Origin of the sequence: Aquabacterium humicola, assembly GCF_030167915.1 — a bacterium.
Taxonomy (GTDB): Bacteria; Pseudomonadota; Gammaproteobacteria; order Burkholderiales; family Burkholderiaceae_C; genus Pseudaquabacterium; species Pseudaquabacterium humicola.
Genome location: NZ_JARGNB010000001.1, coordinates 1,847,526 through 1,869,287, shown reverse-complemented (window position 1 = coordinate 1,869,287; position 21,762 = coordinate 1,847,526). Strand labels below are relative to the sequence as shown.

At 70.1% G+C, this 21,762-nt stretch carries 17 protein-coding genes; 16 read left to right on the top strand and 1 reads right to left on the bottom strand.

Going from position 1 to position 21,762, the window contains the following annotated elements; translation table 11 throughout:
* Positions 1-34 precede the first annotated feature (34 nt).
* The 7 genes from P1K89_RS08315 (at position 35) to P1K89_RS08285 (ending at position 8,351) form a co-directional block, all read left to right on the top strand.
* Positions 35-1,000 (top strand): XrtA system polysaccharide deacetylase, encoded by a 966-nt coding sequence (locus tag P1K89_RS08315; protein ID WP_284615910.1) that lies wholly within the window; start codon positions 35-37, stop codon positions 998-1,000.
* A gap of 14 nt (positions 1,001-1,014) precedes the next feature.
* Positions 1,015-2,052 carry a FemAB family XrtA/PEP-CTERM system-associated protein gene (locus tag P1K89_RS08310; RefSeq protein ID WP_284615909.1) on the top strand — a complete coding sequence of 346 codons (1,038 nt, stop codon included), beginning with the start codon at positions 1,015-1,017 and terminating at the stop codon, positions 2,050-2,052.
* Positions 2,049-3,608, top strand: a complete 1,560-nt coding sequence (xrtA, locus tag P1K89_RS08305; RefSeq protein WP_284615908.1) for an exosortase A — start codon at positions 2,049-2,051, stop codon at positions 3,606-3,608. Before P1K89_RS08310 ends, xrtA begins: the two co-directional genes overlap by 4 nt.
* Positions 3,609-3,670: 62 nt before the next feature.
* The gene (locus P1K89_RS08300; RefSeq protein ID WP_284615907.1) at positions 3,671-4,951 is read left to right on the top strand and encodes a nucleotide sugar dehydrogenase; all 1,281 of its coding nucleotides are present in this window, start codon (positions 3,671-3,673) and stop codon (positions 4,949-4,951) included.
* Positions 4,952-4,977: 26 nt separating this feature from the next.
* A complete protein-coding gene (locus tag P1K89_RS08295; RefSeq protein WP_284615906.1) occupies positions 4,978-6,177 on the top strand; it encodes a TIGR03088 family PEP-CTERM/XrtA system glycosyltransferase in 1,200 nt (399 codons plus the stop codon).
* Positions 6,178-6,200: 23 nt separating this feature from the next.
* A complete protein-coding gene (locus P1K89_RS08290) occupies positions 6,201-7,160 on the top strand; it encodes a polysaccharide deacetylase family protein (RefSeq protein WP_284615905.1) in 960 nt (319 codons plus the stop codon).
* Positions 7,161-7,241: 81 nt separating this feature from the next.
* The gene (locus P1K89_RS08285) at positions 7,242-8,351 is read left to right on the top strand and encodes an acyltransferase family protein (protein WP_284615904.1); all 1,110 of its coding nucleotides are present in this window, start codon (positions 7,242-7,244) and stop codon (positions 8,349-8,351) included.
* A 4-nt stretch (positions 8,352-8,355) separates the two neighbouring features.
* Here P1K89_RS08285 and P1K89_RS08280 read toward each other — a convergent pair whose 3' ends face one another.
* Positions 8,356-9,774 (bottom strand): MaoC/PaaZ C-terminal domain-containing protein, encoded by a 1,419-nt coding sequence (locus P1K89_RS08280; RefSeq protein WP_284615903.1) that lies wholly within the window; start codon positions 9,772-9,774, stop codon positions 8,356-8,358.
* Between the two features lie 187 nt (positions 9,775-9,961).
* On the opposite strand from P1K89_RS08280, the gene P1K89_RS08275 reads away from it, so the two are divergent.
* Genes P1K89_RS08275 through P1K89_RS08235 form a run of 9 tightly spaced genes read left to right on the top strand, consistent with a single transcriptional unit; the run spans position 9,962 to position 21,720 of the window.
* A complete protein-coding gene (locus tag P1K89_RS08275; protein ID WP_284615902.1) occupies positions 9,962-11,854 on the top strand; it encodes an HAD-IIIC family phosphatase in 1,893 nt (630 codons plus the stop codon).
* Positions 11,851-12,090, top strand: coding sequence for an acyl carrier protein (locus P1K89_RS08270; protein WP_284615901.1), 240 nt, complete (start codon positions 11,851-11,853; stop codon positions 12,088-12,090). Before P1K89_RS08275 ends, P1K89_RS08270 begins: the two co-directional genes overlap by 4 nt.
* 28 nt (positions 12,091-12,118) lie before the next feature.
* On the top strand, positions 12,119-13,036 hold the full coding sequence (locus P1K89_RS08265; protein WP_284615900.1) for an AAC(3) family N-acetyltransferase: 918 nt from the start codon (positions 12,119-12,121) through the stop codon (positions 13,034-13,036).
* A 36-nt stretch (positions 13,037-13,072) separates the two neighbouring features.
* Positions 13,073-15,010 carry an XrtA/PEP-CTERM system amidotransferase gene (locus P1K89_RS08260; protein ID WP_284615899.1) on the top strand — a complete coding sequence of 646 codons (1,938 nt, stop codon included), beginning with the start codon at positions 13,073-13,075 and terminating at the stop codon, positions 15,008-15,010.
* Positions 15,011-15,015: 5 nt separating this feature from the next.
* Complete coding sequence (locus P1K89_RS08255; RefSeq protein WP_284616341.1) at positions 15,016-16,227, top strand: TIGR04063 family PEP-CTERM/XrtA system glycosyltransferase; 1,212 nt, start codon at positions 15,016-15,018, stop codon at positions 16,225-16,227.
* A 24-nt stretch (positions 16,228-16,251) separates the two neighbouring features.
* A complete protein-coding gene (gene asnB / locus P1K89_RS08250; protein WP_284615898.1) occupies positions 16,252-18,207 on the top strand; it encodes an asparagine synthase (glutamine-hydrolyzing) in 1,956 nt (651 codons plus the stop codon).
* A gap of 22 nt (positions 18,208-18,229) precedes the next feature.
* Complete coding sequence (locus P1K89_RS08245) at positions 18,230-19,453, top strand: TIGR03087 family PEP-CTERM/XrtA system glycosyltransferase (protein ID WP_284615897.1); 1,224 nt, start codon at positions 18,230-18,232, stop codon at positions 19,451-19,453.
* A gap of 9 nt (positions 19,454-19,462) precedes the next feature.
* Positions 19,463-20,269, top strand: coding sequence for a tetratricopeptide repeat protein (locus P1K89_RS08240; RefSeq protein WP_284615896.1), 807 nt, complete (start codon positions 19,463-19,465; stop codon positions 20,267-20,269).
* Positions 20,270-20,292: 23 nt separating this feature from the next.
* Positions 20,293-21,720: a hypothetical protein gene (locus tag P1K89_RS08235; protein ID WP_284615895.1), complete on the top strand. Its 1,428-nt coding sequence runs from the start codon at positions 20,293-20,295 to the stop codon at positions 21,718-21,720.
* Positions 21,721-21,762: the final 42 nt, after the last annotated feature.

Sequence of the window (21,762 nt, the reverse complement as noted above, 5' to 3'; positions counted from 1 at the left end):
GCCCTGTGGCCGGACAATCACGGCCGGATCCGACATGAACGACCCGCAACTCACCACGTTCGCGGCGCCCGACGGGCGCGCAGCCGCACTCGCCAAGCGCCCCGCGCCGGCGTGCGCGCCGGGCATCGTCAACGCGCTGACGATCGACGTCGAGGACTATTTCCAGGTTTCCGCGTTCGCGCCCTACATCGCGCGCACCGACTGGGACGCGCGCGAGTGCCGCGTCGAGCGCAACGTGACGCGCATCCTCGACCTGCTCGACGAGCGCGAGGCCCGGGCCACCTTCTTCACGCTGGGCTGGATCGCCGAGCGCTATCCGCAGCTGGTGCGCGAGATCGTCGCGCGCGGCCACGAGCTGGCGAGCCACGGCTACGGCCACGAGCGCGCGAGCGACCTGACCGAGACCGCCTTCCTCGACGACATCCAGCGCGCCAAGGTGATCCTCGAGGACCTCGGCGGCGTCGAGGTCAAGGGATACCGCGCGCCGAGCTTCTCGATCGGCACCGGCAACCTGTGGGCCTTCGACTGCCTGGCGCGCGCGGGCTACCGCTACAGCTCCAGCATCTACCCGATCGCGCACGACCACTACGGCATGCCCGACTCGCCGCGCTTCGCCTACCGCGTCAACGAGCGCCTGCTCGAGATCCCGGTGACCACGCTGCGGCTGCTGGGCCGCAACTTCCCGTCGTCCGGCGGCGGCTACTTCCGGCTGCTGCCCTACGCGCTGTCGCGCTGGATGCTGCAGCAGGTCAATGCGAACGACCAGGAGGCGGCGATCTTCTACTTCCATCCGTGGGAGATCGACGCCGGCCAGCCGCGCATCGAGGGCATCGACCTGAAGACGCGCTTCCGGCACTACGTGAACATTCCCCGCATGGAGGCCCGGCTGCGCACGCTGCTGGCCGACTTCCGCTGGGGCCGGATGGATGACATCTTCCTCGGCCGCACGACGGCCCCGGCGGCGCTGCCGCAGGGGGCTGCCGCGCCGGTCGTTCTCTAGCCCTCACGCCGGCCATGCCGACGATCCACCGCCTCGAGGCGCGCGACAGCGCGACCGCCCAACGCTGGGACCAGTTCGTCCGCGACTGCCCGGACGCCACCTTCTTCCATCGCGCCGGCTGGCAGCGCGTGCTCGAGCGCACGATGCGTCACCGCACGCACTACCTGTTCACCGAAGAGGGCGGCCAGATCACCGGCGTGCTGCCGCTGGCGCATGTGAAGAGCTGGCTCTTCGGCAGCGCGCTGACCTCGCTGCCCTTCGCCGTCTACGGTGGCGCCGCGGCGCGCGATCCGGCCGCCGTGGCGGCGCTCGAGGCCGAGGCGCAGAAGCTCGCCCGCGAGCTGCGCGTGCCGCACCTCGAGATGCGCAACGTGCAGCGCCGCCACGAGGACTGGCCGCTGCAGGACCTGTACGTCACGTTCCGCAAGGAGATCCTGCCGGAGGAGGAGGCCAACATGCTGGCCATCCCGCGCAAGCAGCGCGCGATGGTCCGCAAGGGCATCAAGAACGGGCTGACCAGCACGGTCGATGCCGGCGTCGAGCGCTTCTTCGCGCTGTACGCCGACAACGTGCACCGCCACGGCACGCCGGCGCTGCCCAAGCGCTACTTCCAGGCGTTGCGCGAGGAATTCGGCGACGACTGCGAGGTGATGACCGTCAGCGCGCCCGACGGCAAGCCGATCTCCAGCGTGCTGAGCTTCTACTTCCGCGACGAGGTGCTGCCGTACTACGCCGGCGACGACACCGCCGCGCGCGATCTGGCCGGCAACGACTTCAAGTACTGGGAGCTGATGCGGCGCTCCTGCGCGAAGGGCCTGAAGGTCTTCGACTACGGCCGCAGCAAGCAGGGCACGGGCTCGTACTCGTTCAAGAAGAACTGGGGCTTCGAGCCGACGCCGCTGCACTACGAGTACTGCCTGTACCAGCGCGACAGCGTGCCCCAGAACAACCCGAACAACGCGAAGTTCAAGCTGCTGATCGAGACCTGGCGCCGCATGCCGCTGTCGTTCGCCAACTGGCTCGGCCCCTTCATCGTGCGTTCGCTGGGATGAACACGCTCGCGCTGCCCTCGCCCGCAGGACCCTGGCGCAGCGCGCTGCCGGCGCTCGGCCTGCTGTGGCTGGTGCTGGGCCTGGTCTACGCCGGCCCGATCGCCGCGATGGTCGGCATCTGGTCGCGCTCCGACACCTTCGCGCATGCCTTCGTCGTGCCGCCGATCGCGCTGTGGCTGGCCTGGCGCAAGCGGGCCGAGCTGGCGCTGCACGTACCGAAGCCCTCGCCGTGGTGGCTGGTGCCGCTGGCGGCGATGGCGCTGCTGTGGCTGCTCGGCGATCTCGTCGCCGTCAACGCGGCGACGCAGTTCGCCGCCACCGCGTCGCTGGTGATCGCGGTGCCGCTGGTGCTGGGCACGCATGTGGCGGCGGTGATCCTCTTCCCGCTCGCCTACGTGTTCTTCGCGGTGCCGATCGGCGAGTTCCTGCTGCCGGTGCTGATGCAGTGGACGGCCGACTTCACTGTCGCCGCCGTGCGGCTGTCGGGCGTGCCGGTGTACCGCGAAGGCCTGCACTTCATCATCCCGAGCGGCAGCTGGTCGGTGGTCGAGGCCTGCAGCGGCGTGCGCTACCTGATGGCCTCGTTCATGGTCGGCAGCCTGTTCGCCTACCTGAACTACCGCTCGGCGCGCCGCCGCTGGACCTTCGCGCTCGTCTCGCTGCTGGTGCCCATCGTCGCCAACTGGCTGCGCGCCTACATGATCGTGATGCTCGGCCACCTGTCGGGCAACAAGATCGCGGTCGGTGCCGACCACCTGATCTACGGCTGGGTGTTCTTCGGCTTCGTCATCACGCTGCTGTTCGTGATCGGCGCGCGCTGGTCCGAAGCGCCGGCCGATGCCGTCGTGCCGCCGCCGGCGATCGCCGGTGAACACGCCGGCGCCGCCTGGCACCCATGGGCGACGGTGGCCGCCGCGGTCGCGCTGGCACTGCTGCCGCACGGCGCGCTCAAGCGGCTGCAGTCCGGCGACGGCGGCGGCCCGATCCAGCTGACGTACGCCGACGCACCGGCGGGCGACTGGCAGCGTGCCGCGCCGGCAGACGACCTCGGCTGGCGACCGGCCTTCCGGCTGCCGTCGGCCGAAGAGCGCCTGCGTTTCCGCAGCGAGGGCACCGGCACCGTCGACGTGTACCTGGCCTACTACCGCGGCCAGGACGAGCAGCGCAAGCTCGTCGGTTCGAGCAACCAGCTGGTGTCGTCGAACGACAAGGCCTGGAACGTCGTCGAGACGCGGCTGAAGACGGTGGCGCACGGCGCGCGCCAGGTCGAGCTGCGCGAGAGCGTGCTCTACCCGGCGATGAATACGCGCGACCAGTCGCGCATCGTGGTCTGGCAGCTGTACTGGATCAACGGCGAGCTGACCGCGCGCGACGTGCCGGCCAAGCTCATCAGCGCCTGGCAGCGCCTGCGCGGCCAGCCCGACGAGTCGGCCGCCATCATCGTCTACGCGGCCGACAAGGCCGGCCAGCCGGCGCAGGCCGCGCTGAGCCGTTTCGTCGCCGGCAACCTGGCACGCATCGAGCAGTCGCTCGCGGCCGCGCGCGACCGGCCCTGACGCACAGCGCCGACAATCGCGCACTTCACGAACATCGCTTCACCAAACAAGAGGGATCGGAAATGAACACTTTGGCAGTCATCGGCCTCGGCTACGTGGGCCTGCCGCTGGTCGTGGCCTTCGGCAAGCAGATGCGCACGATCGGCTTCGACATCGCCACGGCGAAGGTCGAGTCCTGCCAGCGCGGTGTCGATCCTTCGCGCGAGCTGCCCGACGAGGAGCTGGCCGCGGCGAAGCATGCCGTCTACACCTCCGATCCGACGATGCTGGGCGAAGCCGACGTGATCATCGTCGCCGTGCCGACCCCGGTCGACGAGGCCCACATCCCCGACTTCAAGCCGCTGATCGGCTCGTCGACCAGCGTCGGCCGCCACATGAAGAAGGGCGCGATCGTCGTCTACGAATCCACCGTCTATCCCGGCGCGACCGAGGAGGTCTGCATCCCCGTGCTCGAGCGCGAATCGGGCCTGAAGTGGAAGCAGGACTTCTTCGTCGGCTACTCGCCCGAGCGCATCAACCCGGGCGACAAGGAACACACGCTGACCAAGATCCTGAAGATCGTCTCCGGCGACACGCCCGAGACGCTGGAGAAGGTGGCCGCGGTCTACGAGAAGATCATCGAGCCGGGCGTGCACCGCGCCTCGTCGATCAAGGCCGCCGAGGCCGCCAAGGTCATCGAGAACACCCAGCGCGACCTCAACATCGCGCTGATGAACGAGCTGGCGATCATCTTCGACAAGATCGGCATCGACACCACCGAGGTGTTGACCGCCGCCGGCACGAAGTGGAACTTCCTGAAGTTCAAGCCGGGCCTGGTGGGCGGCCACTGCATCGGCGTCGACCCGTACTACCTGACGCACAAGGCCGACATGCTCGGCTATCACCCGCAGGTGATCCTCGCCGGCCGCCGCATCAACGACTCGATGGGCAAGTTCATCGCCGAGCAGACCATCAAGCACATGATCGCGTCGGGCTCGTACATCAAGGGCGCCAAGGTCAACGTGTTGGGCCTGACCTTCAAGGAGAACTGCGGCGACCTGCGCAACTCGAAGGTCATCGACATCATCCACGAGCTGAAGTCCTACGGCGTCGAGGTCTTCGTGACCGACCCGCAGGCCACCAGCGAAGAGGCCGTGCACGAGTACGGCGTGCCGCTGGTTGCCTGGGACGACCTGCCGCGCGCCGATGCCATCGTCGCGGCGGTGGCGCACCGCGAGTTCGCCGGGCTCGGCATGGAGGACTTCGGCAAGAAGCTGGTCAAGGGCGGCGCGTTCATCGACGTCAAGGCGGCGTTCGACCAGGACGCGCTGATGGCCGCGGGCTACCGGGTCTGGCGGCTGTAAGCCGCCGCCGGCCGCAGGGACGAACGGTGCTTGCTCCGGCCCGGCACGGCAGTGCCGACCGCCGCCCGCTGGTCGCCCACGTCGTCTTCCGGTTCGACACCGGCGGGCTCGAGAACGGCCTCGTCAACCTGATCAACCACATGCCGGCCGATGCGTACCGGCATGCGGTGATCGCGCTGACCGACGTCACCGACTTCCGCCGGCGCGTGCAGCGCGACGACGTGCAGTTCATCGCGCTGAACAAGCCGCCCGGCCATGCGCTGAAGCTTTATCCGCGGCTGACGCGCCTGTTTCGCGAGCTCAAACCCGCGATCGTGCACACCCGCAACCTGGCCGCGCTGGAATGCGTGCTGCCGGCCTGGATGGCCGGCGTGCCGGTGCGGGTGCATGGCGAGCACGGGCGTGACGTCGAGGACCTCGACGGATCGAGCCGCAAGTACCAGTGGCTGCGCCGTGCCTACAAGCCGTGGGTCACGCATTACGTGGCCCTGTCGAACGACCTCGCGGGCTACCTGTCGGACAAGGTGCATGTCGCGGCCAGCGCGCTGAGCCAGGTCTACAACGGCGTCGACACCGCGCGATTCATGCCCGCCGAAGGCGCGCCGCCGGCCATCGAGGGCTGCCCGTTCGATCCGGCGCGGCACTGGCTGGTCGGCACCGTCGGCCGCATGCAGCGTGTCAAGGCACAGCCGGCGCTCGCGCAGGCCTTCGTCGACGTGCTGCAGCGCCGGCCGGCGCTGCGCGAGCGGCTGCGGCTGGTGATGATCGGCGGCGGGCCGCTGCGCGACGAGGTGCAGCGCATCGTCGATGCGGCCGGCGTGGCCGAGCTGTGCTGGCTGCCCGGCGAGCGCAGCGATGTGCCGCTGCTGATGCGCTCGCTGCAGTGCTTCGTGCTGCCCTCGCTGGCCGAAGGCATCTCCAACACCATCCTGGAGGGGATGGCCAGCGGCCTGCCGGTCATCGCCACCGATGTCGGTGGCAATGCCGAGCTCGTCGACGACGGCGGCACCGGACTGATCGTGCCGCCGGGCGATGCGAGCGCGCTCGCCGGGGCGCTCGAAGCCCTGGCCTGCGACCCGCCGCGTGCGGCCGCGATGGGCCGGGCCGGCCGCCAGCGCGCTGTCTCACAATTCAGCCTGCAGGCGATGGTGGCGCGCTACCAGGACCTCTACGACCAGCAGCTGCGCAACAAGCGCGCCGGCCAGCCTCACCGACAAGACCGATGACCGCGCCGACCCCTGCGACGCCGATGAACGTGCACCTCACCTTCGACATCGAGGTCTGGTGCAACGGCTGGGACGACCTCGACGGCCGCTTCCCCGCGAGCTTCGAGCGCTACTGCTACGGCTCGTCGCAGCATGGCCGCTACGCGCTGCCGAAGACGCTGGAGATCATGAACCGCCACGGCATCACGGGCGTGTTCTTCGTCGAGCCGCTGTTCTCGGCGCGCTTCGGTCCGCAGTACCTCGACACCATCACGAAGCTGATCGCCGACGCCGGCCAGGACATCCAGCTGCACCTGCATCCGGAATGGACCGATGAACTGCCGTCGCCGCCGATCGCCGACGCGACGCGCAAGCGGCAGCACCTGACGTTCTACACGCAGGACGAGCAGGCGGCGCTGATCGGCCTCGGCCGCCGGCTGCTCGAGGCCTCGACCGGCCGACCGGTGACCGCATTCCGCGCCGGCAGCTTCGCGGCCAACCGCGACACCTATGCCGCGCTGCGGCGCCAGGGCATCCTGGTGGACAGCAGCCTCAATGCGATGGCCGACTTCACCGGCGGCAGCATCGACGCGCTGCAGGCCCCCGGCGAGCAACGCACGATCGACGGCGTCACCGTCTATCCGATCACCGTGTTCCGGGACGGCTTCGGCCGCGCCCGGCCGGCGCAGGTGGGCGCCAGCAGCATCGACGAGCTGACGCAGGCGATGCTCGCCGCGCGGGCCGCAGGCTGCCGCCACTTCGTCATCGTGTCGCACAACTTCGAGATGCTCAAGCCCGGCGGCAGCGATCCCGACTGGATCGTCGTGCGCCGCTTCGAGCGCCTGTGCGCCTACCTCGGCCAGCATCGAGACCTGTTCCAGGTCGGGCCGCTGCCCCTGCCGCAGCAGGTGCGGCCGGTCTCTCCCATCGCGCAGCGCGTCACCGTCTCGCCGTGGAGCACGGCCGTGCGCCACGTCGAACAGCTGCGGCGCCGTCTCGGCTGACATGGACCCCCACGCTCACTTCGTTCGCTGCCCCCCGAGGGGGCGCGCGGCACCTTCGGAACGGCCGGGCGGTGCCGCGTGATGAGCCGCAGTTTCTCGACCTACCTCGACCTGGTGCGCTTCATCGCCGCCTTCCTGGTCTACCTGTATCACTCGAACATGCGGCTGCTGGTCGAGGACATCCTGCCCGCCAGCAACTACGGCCACAGCGCGGTGACGGTGTTCTTCGTGCTGTCGGGCCTGGTGATCGCCTACGCCACCGATACCAAGGAAAAGACGTGGCCCGACTACACCTCGAGCCGGCTGTCGCGGGTGTACTCGGTCGTGCTGCCGGCCATCCTGCTGACGCCGCTGCTCGATGCGGTGGGCCGCGCCTTGTACCCCGCGCTGTACGGCTACCCGTGGGACCGCTTCGCACTGCGCATCGCCGGCTGCACGCTGATGCTCAACGAGGTGTGGACCGTCTCGATCACCTACTTCTCGAACGTGCCGTACTGGTCGATCGCGTTCGAGTTCTGGTATTACGTGCTGTTCGGCCTGTCGATGTTCCTGCCGCGACCGATGCGCCTGCCGGCCGTGCTGGTCTGCGGGCTGCTGATCGGGCCGAAGTTGCTGCTGCTGCTGCCGGTGTGGTGGTCGGGCGTCGTGCTGTACCGCTGGCGCTGGCTGCAGCAGCGCTCGCTCGGCTTCGCCTGGTGCCTGGTGCTGGTTTCGACGGTGGGCATCGTCGGCATGCACTGGCTCGACCTGTATGCCGCGTGGCCCGGGGCACTGGAAGACACGATCGGCACGAAGTGGTTCACCAACCTGACCTTCGCGCGCTTCTTCCTCGCCGACTACCTGCTCGGCTTCCTGGTGTTCTGCAACTTCGCCGGCATGCGCATCGTCGCGCCGACGCTGGAGCCGCTGCTCAAACCCCTGGACAAGCCGGTCAAGGCGGTCGCCGGCTACACCTTCACGCTGTACCTGCTGCACCAGCCGCTGTTCCTGTTCTGGACCGCGGTGGTGCGCGGCGACCCGAAGGGCCACGGCTTCTGGATGCTGGTCACCGTGTTGACCGGCCTGTCGGTGTGGGCCATCGGCCATGTCACCGAGCAGAAGCGCCAGCCGCTGCGCCGCTGGCTCAAGGCCCGGTTCCAGCGCCTGTCCGACAGCCTGCAGCGACCGGCCCCCGGCACTGCAGGCGTCTGACGCGCTAGTCGGCGAAGAGCCGCCGCACCAGCGGCAGCAGCACCTCGACGGCCGACGCCGAGCGCACCGGCACCAGCGATGTGGTCTGGTCGGTCGGCAGCCGCGGCAGGCGCTCGCAGACGATCTGCACCCGGCGCAGCGACTTGCCCAGGTCCGCGGCCAGCACCTCGGCGGCCGCCTTGGCCATCGTGTACTCGGTCATGCCCTTCGGACGGTCGTCGATGAACACCGTCGACGGCACGAAGACGCGCACGCGCCGCTCGCCCGCGTGCCGTTCGAGCAGCGTGCACAGCGCCTCGAAGCGGTGGGCGTAGAAGGCCATGAATTCGTCGAACAGGGCCGCATCGAAGACGCCGGCCTTCTTGCGATAGATGCGCGGGGTCGCGAAGTAGAAGACGACGTCCGGCGGCGCAGCAGCCGCGATCCAGGCGGCCAGGTCGGCGTTCAGCAGGTCGAGCCGGCGCGCCGCGGCCGCGCCACGGCCCGTGGCATTGATCTCGTCGGCGACCCGCCTCGCGTCGTCGGCGCCGGACGCGTGCGTCAGCGTGACGCTGCCGCCGCCGCTGGCCACCAGCTTGGCGGCCAGCTCGCCGAGCCCGCGCGAGCCGCCGATGACCCAGGCGTGGCGGCCGGCGAAGTCCCCGGCGCCGAGCGCGGGCGCCAACTCGGCCATCGTCGGCTGCGGTTGCGCCGGCGGACGCTGGAAGGCCTTCAGCTGGCCGCGGATGCAGCCGTCGAAGGCGACCACGAAGAGCCGGAAGCGCGGGTCGTACTTCAGCACCTCGAAGCGCAGCGCGTCGGCAGCGCCGTCGCCGGGTTCGAGCAGCACCGACGAGAACACCGAGTGCAGGCCCGGGCAGACCATGCCGACGTAGGCCGACAGCAGGCCGATGGCCGCAACGCGCCGTTCGCCGAGCTGCGCGCTGGTGCGCGGGAACGCGGCGGCGAAGTCGGCCGCCGGCAGCGGCAGCACCTGGATCTGGCCGACCCACGATTCGGGCGCACGTTCGATCGGCTGGGCCGGCACCGCGACGATGTCCGGCGCGGCCTCACGCGGCCGGGGCAGCGCGCCGGCGGGGCCGTCGAGCGTGATGCGCGTGCACTCGAGGCCGGACACCGACGCCCGCAGCGCCACGCCTTCGCCATCGTGTTCAGCGCGACAGAACTCGACCGGATCGTCGACGCACACCGGGTTGACGAACTCGCAATCGATGCGCCGCAGTACCGCGCCGTCTTCGGCCGGCAGGCGCTCCAGGGCCGCCAGCAGGGTATGGATGCCGTGCACCACGGGCCGGCCGGTGATCAGCCGGCGCGCCGCGATGGCATCCATGTGCATCGGGTTGACGTCGGCGCTGAGCGCGGCGAAGCGTCGCTGGTCGTCGGCGCTGAAAGCGTGGACGCCGAGAGGCTGGGGCAGGGTCATGGGCGTTTGGCGTGCGCGCCGGGCGGCTGGAGCGCCGATTGTGGCTGCCGTTGCGAGGGCGCCGTCCGTGACAAATTGGACGGCTGCCACGGCGCCGCACACCCGGCCGTGGGGGCCGGGCCGACATGGTCGGGATGGATAATCGCCGGCTTGCTCACGCTCGAGGCCGGACCTCATGGCCACTGCAATGGCAGACATCGATCGCCTGCTGACTCTCGAAAACCGCGCCGCGGTGCGCCACCAGCTCGGCCAGTTGCGCGCGCCGCTGACGCTGCCGCAAGCCCAGGCCCTGCGCGAGCGCCTCGTCGCCATCGAGCCGGCGCCGAAGCCGCTGCGCCTGGCCGTCGTGCACACCTACACCAGCGACCTGCTGCAGCCCTGGCTCGATCTGAACGCCGCCCTCTCCGGATTCGCCCTCGAGACCTACCACGCGCCCTACGGCCTCGCGCTGCAGGAAGCCCGCCCCGGCTCGCCGCTGGTGGCGCATCGGCCCGACGTGACGCTGCTGATGCTGCGCCGCGAAGACCTGCATCCGGATCTGTCGCGGCCGATCGTCGGCCTTCCGGCCGACCGGCGCGATGCGCTGCGCGCGGCCTGCCTGGCCCAGCTGCGCGAGTGGCTGTCGGCGTTTCGGGCGCAGCCGGTCGGGCAGCTGTTGCTGACGCTGCTGCCGCCGGTCGCGCAGCCCAGCCTCGGGCTCTATGACGCGTCGGCCGAGACGTCCGAAGCCGCGTGGTGGTCGGCGCTGAAGGCCGACATCGGCGCCTGGATGCGCGCCGAGTGCCCGGCCTCGCTGCTGCTCGACCTCGACGAGGCGATGCTGCAGGTCGGCCGCGCGAACTTCTTCGACCGCCGGTACTGGTACTCGTCGCGCTACCCGTTCACCGCCGCCGCGGCGATGGAGTTCACCCAGCGCGTGATGGCCGTCGCCGAGGTCAAGGCGGCGCGCCAGGCCAAGGTGCTGGTGCTCGATGCCGACAACACGCTGTGGGGCGGCATCGTCGGCGAAGACGGCTTCGACGGCATCGCGCTCGGCCCCGACTATCCGGGCAATGCGTACGTCGAGTTCCAGCGCCGCATCCTCGACTTCCAGCAGCGTGGATTCATCCTCGCGATGTGCAGCAAGAACAACCCGGCGGACGTCGAGCAGGTGCTGCGCGACCACCCGCACCAGGTGCTGCGCGCCGAGCATTTCGCGGCACGCCGCGTCAACTGGGAGCCCAAGGCCGACAACCTCGTGTCGCTGGCCAAGGAGCTCAACCTCGGCCTCGAGTCCTTCATCTTCGTCGACGACAGCGACCACGAGTGCGCCGCGGTGCGGCACCGGCTGCCCGAGGTCGAGGTGGTGCAGGTGCCTTCCCGCGCCGTCGACGTGCCGGGCTGCCTGGACCGCGTCGCGCGGCTGGAGGTGCTCTCGCTGACCGCCGAGGATCTGGCCAAGACCGAGATGTACGCGCAGGAACAGCGCCGCCGGGAGCTGGCCGAGGAGCTCGGTGGCAGCGCAGGCGGTGCCGACTACCTGGCGCGGCTGCAGATGAAGATGCAGGTCGGCCTCGACGAGCGCGGCCACCTCGCGCGCCTGGCGCAGCTGACGCGCAAGACCAACCAGTTCAACCTGACGACGCGCCGCTACGACGACGAGCAGATGCGCGCGGCGCTCGAGTCCGACCAGTGGCTGGTGTTCGACTTCTCGCTCGCCGACGTGTTCGGCGACAGCGGCATCGTCGGCCTCGCGATGTGGCGCCTGGTCGGGCCGGCCAGCGCGGAGCTCGACACCTTCCTGATGTCCTGCCGCGTCATCGGGCGCCAGGCCGAAGCCGCCTTCCTGCATGCGCAGATGCGGCTGCTGGCCGAGCGCGGCGTGCATCAGCTCGTCGCCGACTACCTGCCCACCGCGAAGAACGACCTGGTCAGGCACTTCCTGCCGGAGCAGGGCTTCGAGCCGGGTGCCGATGGGCGTTACCGCCGCGACCTGCAGACGCAGCCCGCGAGCGATGCCGCGGCCTTCCCGATCGACGTGCGTTTCGCCGATTCCGCCATTCCTTCCACCGAACCGCGCCTGACCGGAGTTCCCGCATGAGCAGCCTCTTCGGCCGTCTGCAGTCCACCATCGCCACCACCCTGAAAGTCCCGCCCGCGAAGATCACGGAGACCACGTCGACGGAGGACCTGCCGGCCTGGGATTCGCTGGGGCAGGTCAACCTGATGATGGCGCTCGAGCAGACCTTCGACCTGTACATCGAGGTCGAGGACTTCGAGGGCCTGAAGTCGGTGCCGGCCATCCTGTCGTACCTGCAACGCAGCGGCGTGCAGTGAACGAGCCGCGTGCATCGAGCGTTCGACGGTGAGCCCGCTCGAATTCGCATCCGGCCTCGCCAAGCGCTACCTGACCGATCAGCGCGTCGAGAGTCTGCGCAACACCTACCTCGCGGCGCGCCAGCGGGCGGCGCCGCTGCTGCGCCTGGTGCACGGCACCTTCGACTGCGCGGCGCTGCGCGCGCATCTCGAGCAGCGCATCGGCCGCGACTTCGAGGTGCTGATGGTGCACAGCTCGGTGAACCACATGAAGCCCATGTTCACCGACACGCCGCTGGACCTGGTGCGCATGCTGATCGACTACTGCGGGCCCGAGCGCACGCTGGCGATGCCGGCGTTCTACTTCGGCGAGCCGGGCGACGGCGGGGCCTATGCGACGTTCCAGCGCAATCCGCGCTTCGACCTGCGCCGCACGCCGTCGCAGATGGGCCTGGCCACCGAGCTGTTCCGCCGCATGCCCGGCGTGCGCCAGAGCCGGCATCCGGTCTACCGCATCAGCGCGCTCGGCCCGCTCGCCGAGGAGCTGACCCGCGGCCATGAACACGCATCGAGCCCGGCGGGCCGCGGCAGTCCGTTCGAGACGATGGCCCGGCTCGACACCTGCATCATCGGCATCGGCAAGCCGATCCAGGTGCTGACGCAGGCGCACCACGTCGAGGAGCTGATGGGCGACGAGTTCCCCGTGCCTTCGCGCGCCGGCGTGCCGCTGCCGATGACCCTGGTCGACCGCGACGGCGAGATCCCGTTCGAGCTGCGTGCGCGCGGTGTCGACGGTCGCTTCGACATCTGGAAGCTGCGCCAGATCGTCACGCCCGAGGCGTTGCCGGAGTGGCAGTTCCATCACGTGCCATTGTTCGCGACCCGCGCCGGCGAGCTGACGCGCCAGCTGGTCGAGGCGGCACGGCGCGGCGTCACACTATACGATCCGCTCCCCGCGCCGCGCTGACGCGTGGTGCATCACCCAAGCCGACGAGAACTAGCCATGTGCGGAATCACCGGCCTCTACGACACCCGCGCCCAGCGCACGCCCGATCGCGCCGTGCTGCAGCGGATGAACGACTCGCAGCACCACCGCGGCCCCGACGAGGGCAGCCTGCACATCGAGCCCGGGCTCGGGCTGGGCCACCGCCGGCTGTCGATCATCGACATCGCGACCGGCCAGCAGCCGCTGTTCAACGCCGACAGGTCGGTCGCCATCGTCTTCAACGGCGAGATCTACAACTACCAGTCGCTGATGGCCGAGCTGCAGGCCATGGGCTACCAGTTCCACACCAAGAGCGACACCGAGTGCATCGTGCACGCCTGGGAAGCCTGGGGCGAGCGCTGCGTCGACAAGCTGCGCGGCATGTTCGCCTTCGGCCTGTGGGACAAGAACAAGCAGTGCTTCTTCCTCGCGCGCGACCGCATGGGCGTCAAGCCGATGTACTACGCGCTGCTCGACGACGGCTGGATGGCCTTCGGCTCGGAGCTGAAATCGGTGCTCGCGCACGGCGGGCTCGACCGCACGCTCGACCCGCTGGCGGTGGAGGAGTACTTCGCGCTCGGCTACGTTGCCGAACCGCGCACGGTGTTCAAGCAGGCGCTGAAGCTGCCACCCGGACACGCCTTCGTATGGCGCCGCGGCGAACCGATGCCCGAGCCGAAGCCGTACTGGGACGTGCGCTTCACGCTCGACAACAACATCAGCGCCGAGGACGCCTGCGAGGAGCTGCGGCATCGGCTCGACGAGTCGGTCAAGCTGCGCATGATCGCCGAGGTGCCGCTGGGGGCCTTCCTGTCCGGGGGCGTCGATTCCAGCGCGGTCGTCGCGTCGATGGCCGGCGTCAGCGACGAGCCGGTCAACACCTGCTCGATCGCCTTCGACGACCCGCAGTTCAACGAGTCCGCCTTCGCGCAGACCGTCGCCGACCGGTACAAGACGCGGCACCACGTCGAGACCGTCAAGAGCGACGACTTCGACCTGATCGACACGCTCGCCCGCCTGTATGACGAACCCTACGCGGACAGCTCGGCGATCCCCACCTACCGCGTCTGCCAGCTCGCGCGCAAGCGCGTGACGGTGGCGCTGTCGGGCGACGGCGGCGACGAGACCTTCGGCGGCTACCGCCGCTACCGGCTGCACCTGATGGAAGAGCGCATGCGCGCCGCGCTGCCCGCAACGCTGCGCCGGCCGCTGTTCGGCCTGCTCGGGCGCGTCTATCCCAAGGCCGACTGGGCGCCGCGCGTCTTCCGCGCGAAGACCACCTTCGAGGGCATGGCGCGCAGCTCGGTCGAGGCCTATTTCCATTCGGTGTCGATCCTGCGCGGGCCGATGCGCGACGAGCTCTTCAGCCCGCGCTTCAAGGCCGCGCTGGGCGGCTACGACGCACTGGAGGTCTTCAATGCGCATGCCGCGCGGGCCGGCACCGACGATCCGCTGGCACTGATCCAGTACCTCGACTACAAGACCTACCTCGTCGGCGACATCAACACCAAGGTCGACCGCGCCAGCATGGCGCATTCGCTCGAGGTGCGCGAGCCGCTGATGGACCATCCGCTGATCGAGTGGCTGGCCACGCTGCCGACGTCGCTGAAGATCCGCGGCCAGGAGGGCAAGTTCCTGCTGAAGAAGGCGATGGAGCCGCGGCTGTCGGACGACATCCTGTACCGGCCGAAGATGGGCTTCGCAGTGCCGCTGGCGCGCTGGTTCCGCGGGCCGCTCAAAGCACGCGTGCGCGACGCGGTGCTCGGCGACCGCCTGGCGCAGACCGGCTGGTTCAACCGCGACTACCTCAGGCGCCTGGTCGACGACCACCAGAGCGGCGCGCGCGACTACAGCGCGCCGCTGTGGACGCTGCTGATGTTCGAGGCCTTCCTGCGCAACGTCGTCGATGCCGGCGTCGAGCGGCCGGAACCGCGCATCGCCGAGGCGACGGTCTGATGTCGGTGAAGATCCTCCATGTGCTGGACCACTCGGCGCCGCTGCACAGCGGCTACGCGTTCCGCACGCTGTCGATCCTGACGCAGCAGCGTGCGCTGGGCTGGCACACCGAGCACCTCACGTCGCCGAAGCAGGGGCCCGGCACGTCGCTGAAGGACGAGGTCGACGGCTGGACCTTCCACCGCACGCCGAGTGCCGACAACACCGGCCTCGTCGCGCAGATGAAGCTCACCGCGCGCCGGCTCGACCAGCTGATCGGCGAGCTCAGGCCCGACCTGATCCACGCCCACTCGCCCGTGCTCAACGCGCTGCCCAGCCTGTGGGTCGCTCGCAAGCACGGCCTTCCGGTGGTCTACGAGATGCGCGCCTCGTGGGAGGACGCGGCGGTCGACCACGGCACCACCACCGAAGGCAGCCTGCGCTACCGCGTCTCGCGCGGGCTCGAGTCGCTGGCGCTGCACTGGGCCGACCAGGTGACGACGATCTGCGAGGGGCTGCGCGGCGACATCCGTGCGCGTGGCATCGCCGACGGCAAGATCACCGTGATCCCCAACGCCGTCGACGTCGGCACCTTCCAGTTCGGCGCGCCGGCCGACGAATCGCTGCGCACGCGGCTCGGGCTCGACGGCGCGGTGGTGCTCGGCTTCGCCGGCTCGTTCTACGGCTACGAGGGCCTGCACCTGCTGGTCGATGCGGTGCAGCGCCTGCTGCCGGCACATCCGAACCTGCGCGTGCTGATGGTCGGCGGCGGACCGCAGGACGCGGCGCTGAAGGCGCAGGTGCAGGCCGCGGGCCTGTCCGGCAGGGTGATCTTCACCGGCCGCGTGCCGCATGCCGAGGTGCAGCGCTACTACGAGCTGATCGACGTGCTGGCCTACCCGCGGCTGCCGATCCGGTTGACCGAGCTGGTGACGCCGCTGAAGCCGCTGGAGGCGATGGCCCAGGGCCGCATGTTCGTGGCCAGCGACGTCGGCGGTCACCGCGAGCTGATCCGCGACGGCGAGACCGGCTTCCTGTTCAAGGCCGGCGATGCGCAGGCGCTGGCCGATTCGATCGCCGGCGTGCTGCAGCGCCGCGCCGACTGGCCGCGCATCCGCATGCAGGCGCGCCGATTCGTCGAGGTCGAGCGCACCTGGGCCACCAGCGTCGCGCGCTACCGCGACGTCTACGGCCGCGCGCTGTCGGCCAAGGGCCGCCGCGTGCCCGCATTGACCTGAGTCGCCAAGAAAGTAACTCTCAACATGTGCGGCATCCACGGCATCTACCAGCTCGACGGCCGGCCCGTCGAATCGGCCCACCTGACGGCGATGGGCGACGTCACCGCGCACCGCGGACCCGACGACGAAGGCCAGCACATCGACGGCCACTGCGGCATCGCGATGCGACGCCTCTCGATCATCGACCTCGCCGGCGGCCACCAGCCGATCAGCAATGCCGACGGCACGCTGGTGCTGGTGTGCAACGGCGAGATCTACAACTTCCGCGAGCTGCGCGCCGAACTGCAGGCCAAGGGCTACCGCTTCAAGACCGGCTCGGATTCCGAGGTGCTGCTGCACCTGTACGACGCCGAGGGCGACGCCTGCGTGCAGCGCCTGAACGGCATGTTCGACTTCGCGCTGTGGGATGCACGGCGCCGGCGCCTGCTGATCGGGCGCGACCGGCTCGGCGTCAAGCCGCTGTACGTGATGCAGGACGGCCAGCGCCTGGCCTTCGCCACAGAGGCGAAGGCGCTGCTGAAGCTGCCCGGCGCGCGGGTCGCGCTGAACCGCGAGGCGATCCCCGGCTACCTGCACCTGGGCTACGTCGCCGCGCCGCAGACCATCTTCGAAGGCATCCGCAAGCTACCGCCGGCGACGCTGCTGTCGGTCGAGAACGGCCAGGTGCGCGAGTGGCGCTACTGGCGGCTGCCGTCGCGCATCGAGCGCGGCTGGTCCAAGGACGAGTGGATCGCGCGCACCCGCGCGCAGCTCGACCGGTCGGTCGAGATGCAGATGGTGTCGGACGTGCCGATCGGTGCCTTCCTGTCCGGCGGCGTCGATTCGAGCGCCGTCGTCGGCTACATGGCCAAGCACTCCGACCGGCCGATCCGCACCTACGCGATCGGCTTCGAGGGCGGCGAGGCCGAACAGCTCTACAACGAGCTGCCCTACGCGCGCCAGGTGTCGAAGCTCTTCGGCACCGAGCACCACGAGATCGTCGTCAAGCCCGACGTCGTCGGCCTGCTGCCGAAGCTGCTGTGGCACATGGACGAGCCGGTGTCGGACACCGCGTTCATCACCACCTACCTGGTCAGCGAGTTCGCGCGCCAGGACGTCAAGGTGATCCTCTCCGGCGTCGGCGGGGACGAGCTTTTCGGGGGCTATCGGCGCTACCTCGGCGGCCACTACGCGCGCAAGTTCGGCCGCCTGCCCTCGCCGCTGCGCAAGCTCGCCGGCATGGCTGCCGCGCGCCTGCCGGCGGACCGGCACTCCGGCCTGCTGAACACGCTGCGCCTGGCGAAAGGTTTCGTCGCCAGCGCCGAGATGGACCCGGACGCGCGTTATCGCAGTTATCTGCAGGTGCTGTCGCACGAGACCGTCGCGCAGCTGCTGCATGCACCGAAGGGCGCCTTGTCCGACGATGCGCTGGCGCACGCCTTCGCGGCCGCCGGCCACGACGACGAGCTGAACCGCATGTTCGCGGTCGATGCCGAGACGCAGCTGCCCGACGACCTGCTGATGCTGACCGACAAGATGAGCATGGCGGTGTCGCTCGAGTGCCGCGTGCCGCTGCTCGACCACGAACTGGTGGAGCTGGCCGCGGCGATGCCCTCGGACATCAAGATCGAGGGCGGCGAGCTGAAGCACCTGCTGAAGACGGCGCTCGGCGACCTGCTGCCGCAGGACATCCTGCACCGCAAGAAGCGCGGCTTCGGCACGCCGATGGGCGCGTGGCTCAAAGCATCGCTCGCGCCGGTGCTGCGCGGGCTGCTGGCGCCCGAGGTGCTGCAGCGGCGCGGCCTCTTCGATGCCGACGTCGTCACCCGCCTGGTTGCCGACCACGAGGCCAACCGCATCGACGGCACCGATGCGCTGATCGGCCTGCTGAACCTCGAGGTGTGGAGCCGCCTGTACCTCGACGGCCGCGAGCACGCCGACGTGGCCGACGAACTGCATCGGCTGGCCAACGGCGCCGCCGTCCCGGCAGTCACCGTCTGAAGGCGCGAGGGACGCCGCTTCGATGAACATCCTCTACCTCTGCCACCGCTTCCCGTACCCGCCCAAGCGCGGCGGCAAGATCCGGCCGTTCAACATGATCCGGCACCTGACGGCCTCGGGCCACCAGGTGACGGTCTGCTCGCTGACGCGCTCCGAAGCCGAAGCCGAGGAGGGCCGGGGCATCGCGCCGCACTGCCGGGCCTTCGAGATGGGTGCGGTCAGCGAACCGGTGCAGTTCGCGCGCATGATCGTCCGGCTGCCGGTGGCCACGCCGTCGTCGATGGGCTACTTCTACAGCGCGAAGCTGGCGGCGCGTGTCAGGCAGCTGCTCGCCGAGCAGCGCTGGGACCTGATCTTCGTGCACTGCTCGTCGGTCGCGCAGTACGTCGAGCATGTCACCGACATCCCGAAGATCCTGGACTTCGGCGACATGGATTCGCAGAAGTGGCTGGAGTACGCGAACTACAAGCCCTGGCCGCTGTCCTGGGGCTACACCTATGAGGGCCTGAAGATGCTGCGCGCCGAGAAGCGGCTCGCGAAGCGCTTCGACCTGTGCACCGCGACGACACGCGCCGAGCGCGAGACGCTGGACGGCTACGGCACCGGCGCGAAGACCGACTGGTTCGCCAATGGCGTCGATGCGAAGTTCTTCTGCCCGGACGGCGAGGGCTACGAGCCGGAGACGATCAGCTTCATCGGCCGCATGGACTACTACCCGAACCAGGAGTGCATGCAGCGCTTCTGCGACGAGGTGTGGCCGCTGCTGAAGTCCGAACGGCCGCAACTGAAGTTGCTGATCGTCGGCGCGGACCCGTCGCCGGAGATGCGCAAGCTCGGCGAGCGCCCCGGCGTCACGGTCACCGGCTCGGTGCCCGACGTGCGGCCCTTCGTGCGGCGCTCGGCCGTGATGGTCGCGCCGCTGGCGATCGCGCGTGGCACGCAGAACAAGATCCTCGAGGCGATGGCGATGGGCGTGCCGGTGGTGACCAGCACGATCGCCGCCGGCGGCGTCGACGCCGTCCCGGGCGAGCACCTGCTGGTGGCGGACACGCCGCAGCAGACCGCGCAGGCCGTGCTGCGGCTCGTCGGCGATGCGGCCGAGCGGGCACGCTTCTCCGAGGCGGGACGCGCCCGTGTGCTGAGCCATCACGATTGGAATCAGTCGATGCAGCGGCTCGATGCGATCATTGCGCGCTGCCTCCAGGCTGCGCCGGCCGCGTCGGCGCGGCTCACCACCGCTTCCTGAAGACCCACCGTGCTGGCGATTTCCTTTTCCTTGCGATCGATGACGATGGCGCTGGGCGCCGCTGGCGCCCTGGCCTGTGCCGGTGTCGCGGTTGCCGCGCCCAAGGCACCGGCGGCCGCGCCCGTGACCGGCGGGCCGGTCGGCCCCGGCGTCTGCGGCGGTTTTCCGAAGGCCGACAATGGGCCGCACGACTACCGCACGGTGCGCGACAAGCGCCTGGCGATCGTCGAGGCCTACCACTTCACGCCAGGCGTCGAGACGCTCACGCGCGGCAGCAGCAGCGCCGACATCGGCGGCGACCTCAGCTTCACGCTGCGCGCCTTTCCGAACCACCACCGCGCGCTGATGTCCATGGTGCGCCTGTCCGACCGCAGCCGCAGCGAGCAGCCGCGCGGCTCGACGCTGATCGTCGAATGCTGGCTCGAGCGCGCCGTGCGCTTCGCACCGGACGATGCCGTCGCGCGCATGATCTACGCGAACTACCTCGTCAAGCGCAACCGCAGCGACGACGCGCTCGTGCAGATGGACAAGGTGGCCGAGGTCGCCGGCGACAGCGCCTTCACCCACTACAACGCCGGGCTGATCCTGGTCGAGATGAAGCAGTACCAGCGCGCGCTGGATCACGCGCACAAGGCGCAGGCGCTGGGGCTGCAGCGCACCGAGCTGCGCGAGAAGCTGCAGAGCGTCGGCCAGTGGAAGGATGCCCCCGAGGCGGCCGCGCCCGCGGGCGCCGCCGCATCTGCCGCGGCCGCGTCGGGACCGGCCGCGTCGGCACCGGCCGTGGCGGCACCCGCCGCGGCGGCGTCGGCGCCCTGATGTCGCGCGACTGGACGGACGCGATGGGCCAGCCGCTCGTGAACACCCAGCGGCGACGCCGCCTGATGATCGCCTGGGGCTTCGCGACGGCACTGACGACGAGCAGTTGCGGCGGTGGTGGTGGTGCAGGGGCCGCGCCGGCGCCGGGGCCGACGCCGCCGGCGCCCCAACCGCCCTCGCCACCGCCGCCGTCACCTCCACCTGCGCCTCCCCCGCCGCCGCCACCACCACCACCCCCTCCACCGCCGCCACCGCCGCCCTGGGTGCCGGCGGCCGGCCGCTGGGCCGTGATCGACGCGGCGAACGGCTGGAACGACATCGATCCCTGCCCGGCCAACAATTGCGGCTACCGCATCGGCAGCGGGCCCGAGTGGAACAAGGTGATCGACGACTTCTCGGGCGGTGTCTACAACCCGCACTGGGGCCCGCTGGGCGCGTTGATCCTGCATGGCGGCGGGCACTCGGCGACCAACGACAACTCGGTCGCGGTGATCGATTTCAACGACCTGCGCTTCAAGCGCATCGCTGATCCCAGCCTCGCTGCCACCGGCCTCAGACCCGCCGACGGCCCGGCCTTCCCAGGCTACGACCGCGAGTTCGGCGAGTACGTGGTCGACCGCAAGCCCGGCGCGGCGCACACCTATGACGCGCTGGCGGTGATTCCGCCGGAGCTGGCCGGTGCGCCGTTCGGCGGCCTCGTGCGGCCGTTCTCGACCGCGGTGCACGCGACGCTGTCACAGCAATCGTTCTGGGCCCACATGCTGGCCATGCAGACGCGCGACGTCGCCAGCGCCGAAGACCGGGCCCGCAACACGTGGTCGCGCTGGAGCCTGAACGTCGGCCACAACTACGGGGGCGCCGGCGGCTCCTGCGCCTACGACTCGCGCCGCAAGCGCATCTGGTGGACCGGCGTGCCGTCGTCGCGCCCGCAGCGCATCTCGTACCTCGACTGCGTGACGCGCGAGCAGCTCAGCGTGCGCCACAACGGCGGCAACGCGATGCACGACGTCAGCTTCCCCGTGATGCGCTACCTCGCCGCGGCGGACCTGCTGGTATCGATCGGCCCGCGGCCGGATCGCACGGTCATCGATGCCTTCTACATGCGTGCCGGCGCGCCGACCGAAGGCTGGTTCCCGATCACCTTCGATCCGCCGCTGCCGGCCAGCCCGGTGGCCACACCGTGGGACTACGTGCCGGAGCTCAACCGCCTGGTGCTGTTCAGCCGCGGCGACCCGACGGCGATGTACGAGGTGATCGTGCCGGCCGACCCGGCGGCGCCGTGGACGACAGTGCGCCGGCCCTTCGAGCCTCCGACGAGCCTGAGCGAGTCGGTCAGCGTCGTCGGCAAGCGCTTCTCGTGGGCCCCGGCGCTGCGCTGCATCGTCTACAAGCCCCGCGCGACGGTGCCCTCGCTGTCGCAGTTCGTCGTCTACCGCCCGCACGGCACCTGAGCGCACCGCGTGGCCGAAAACAAAAGGGGGGCTTGTCGCCCC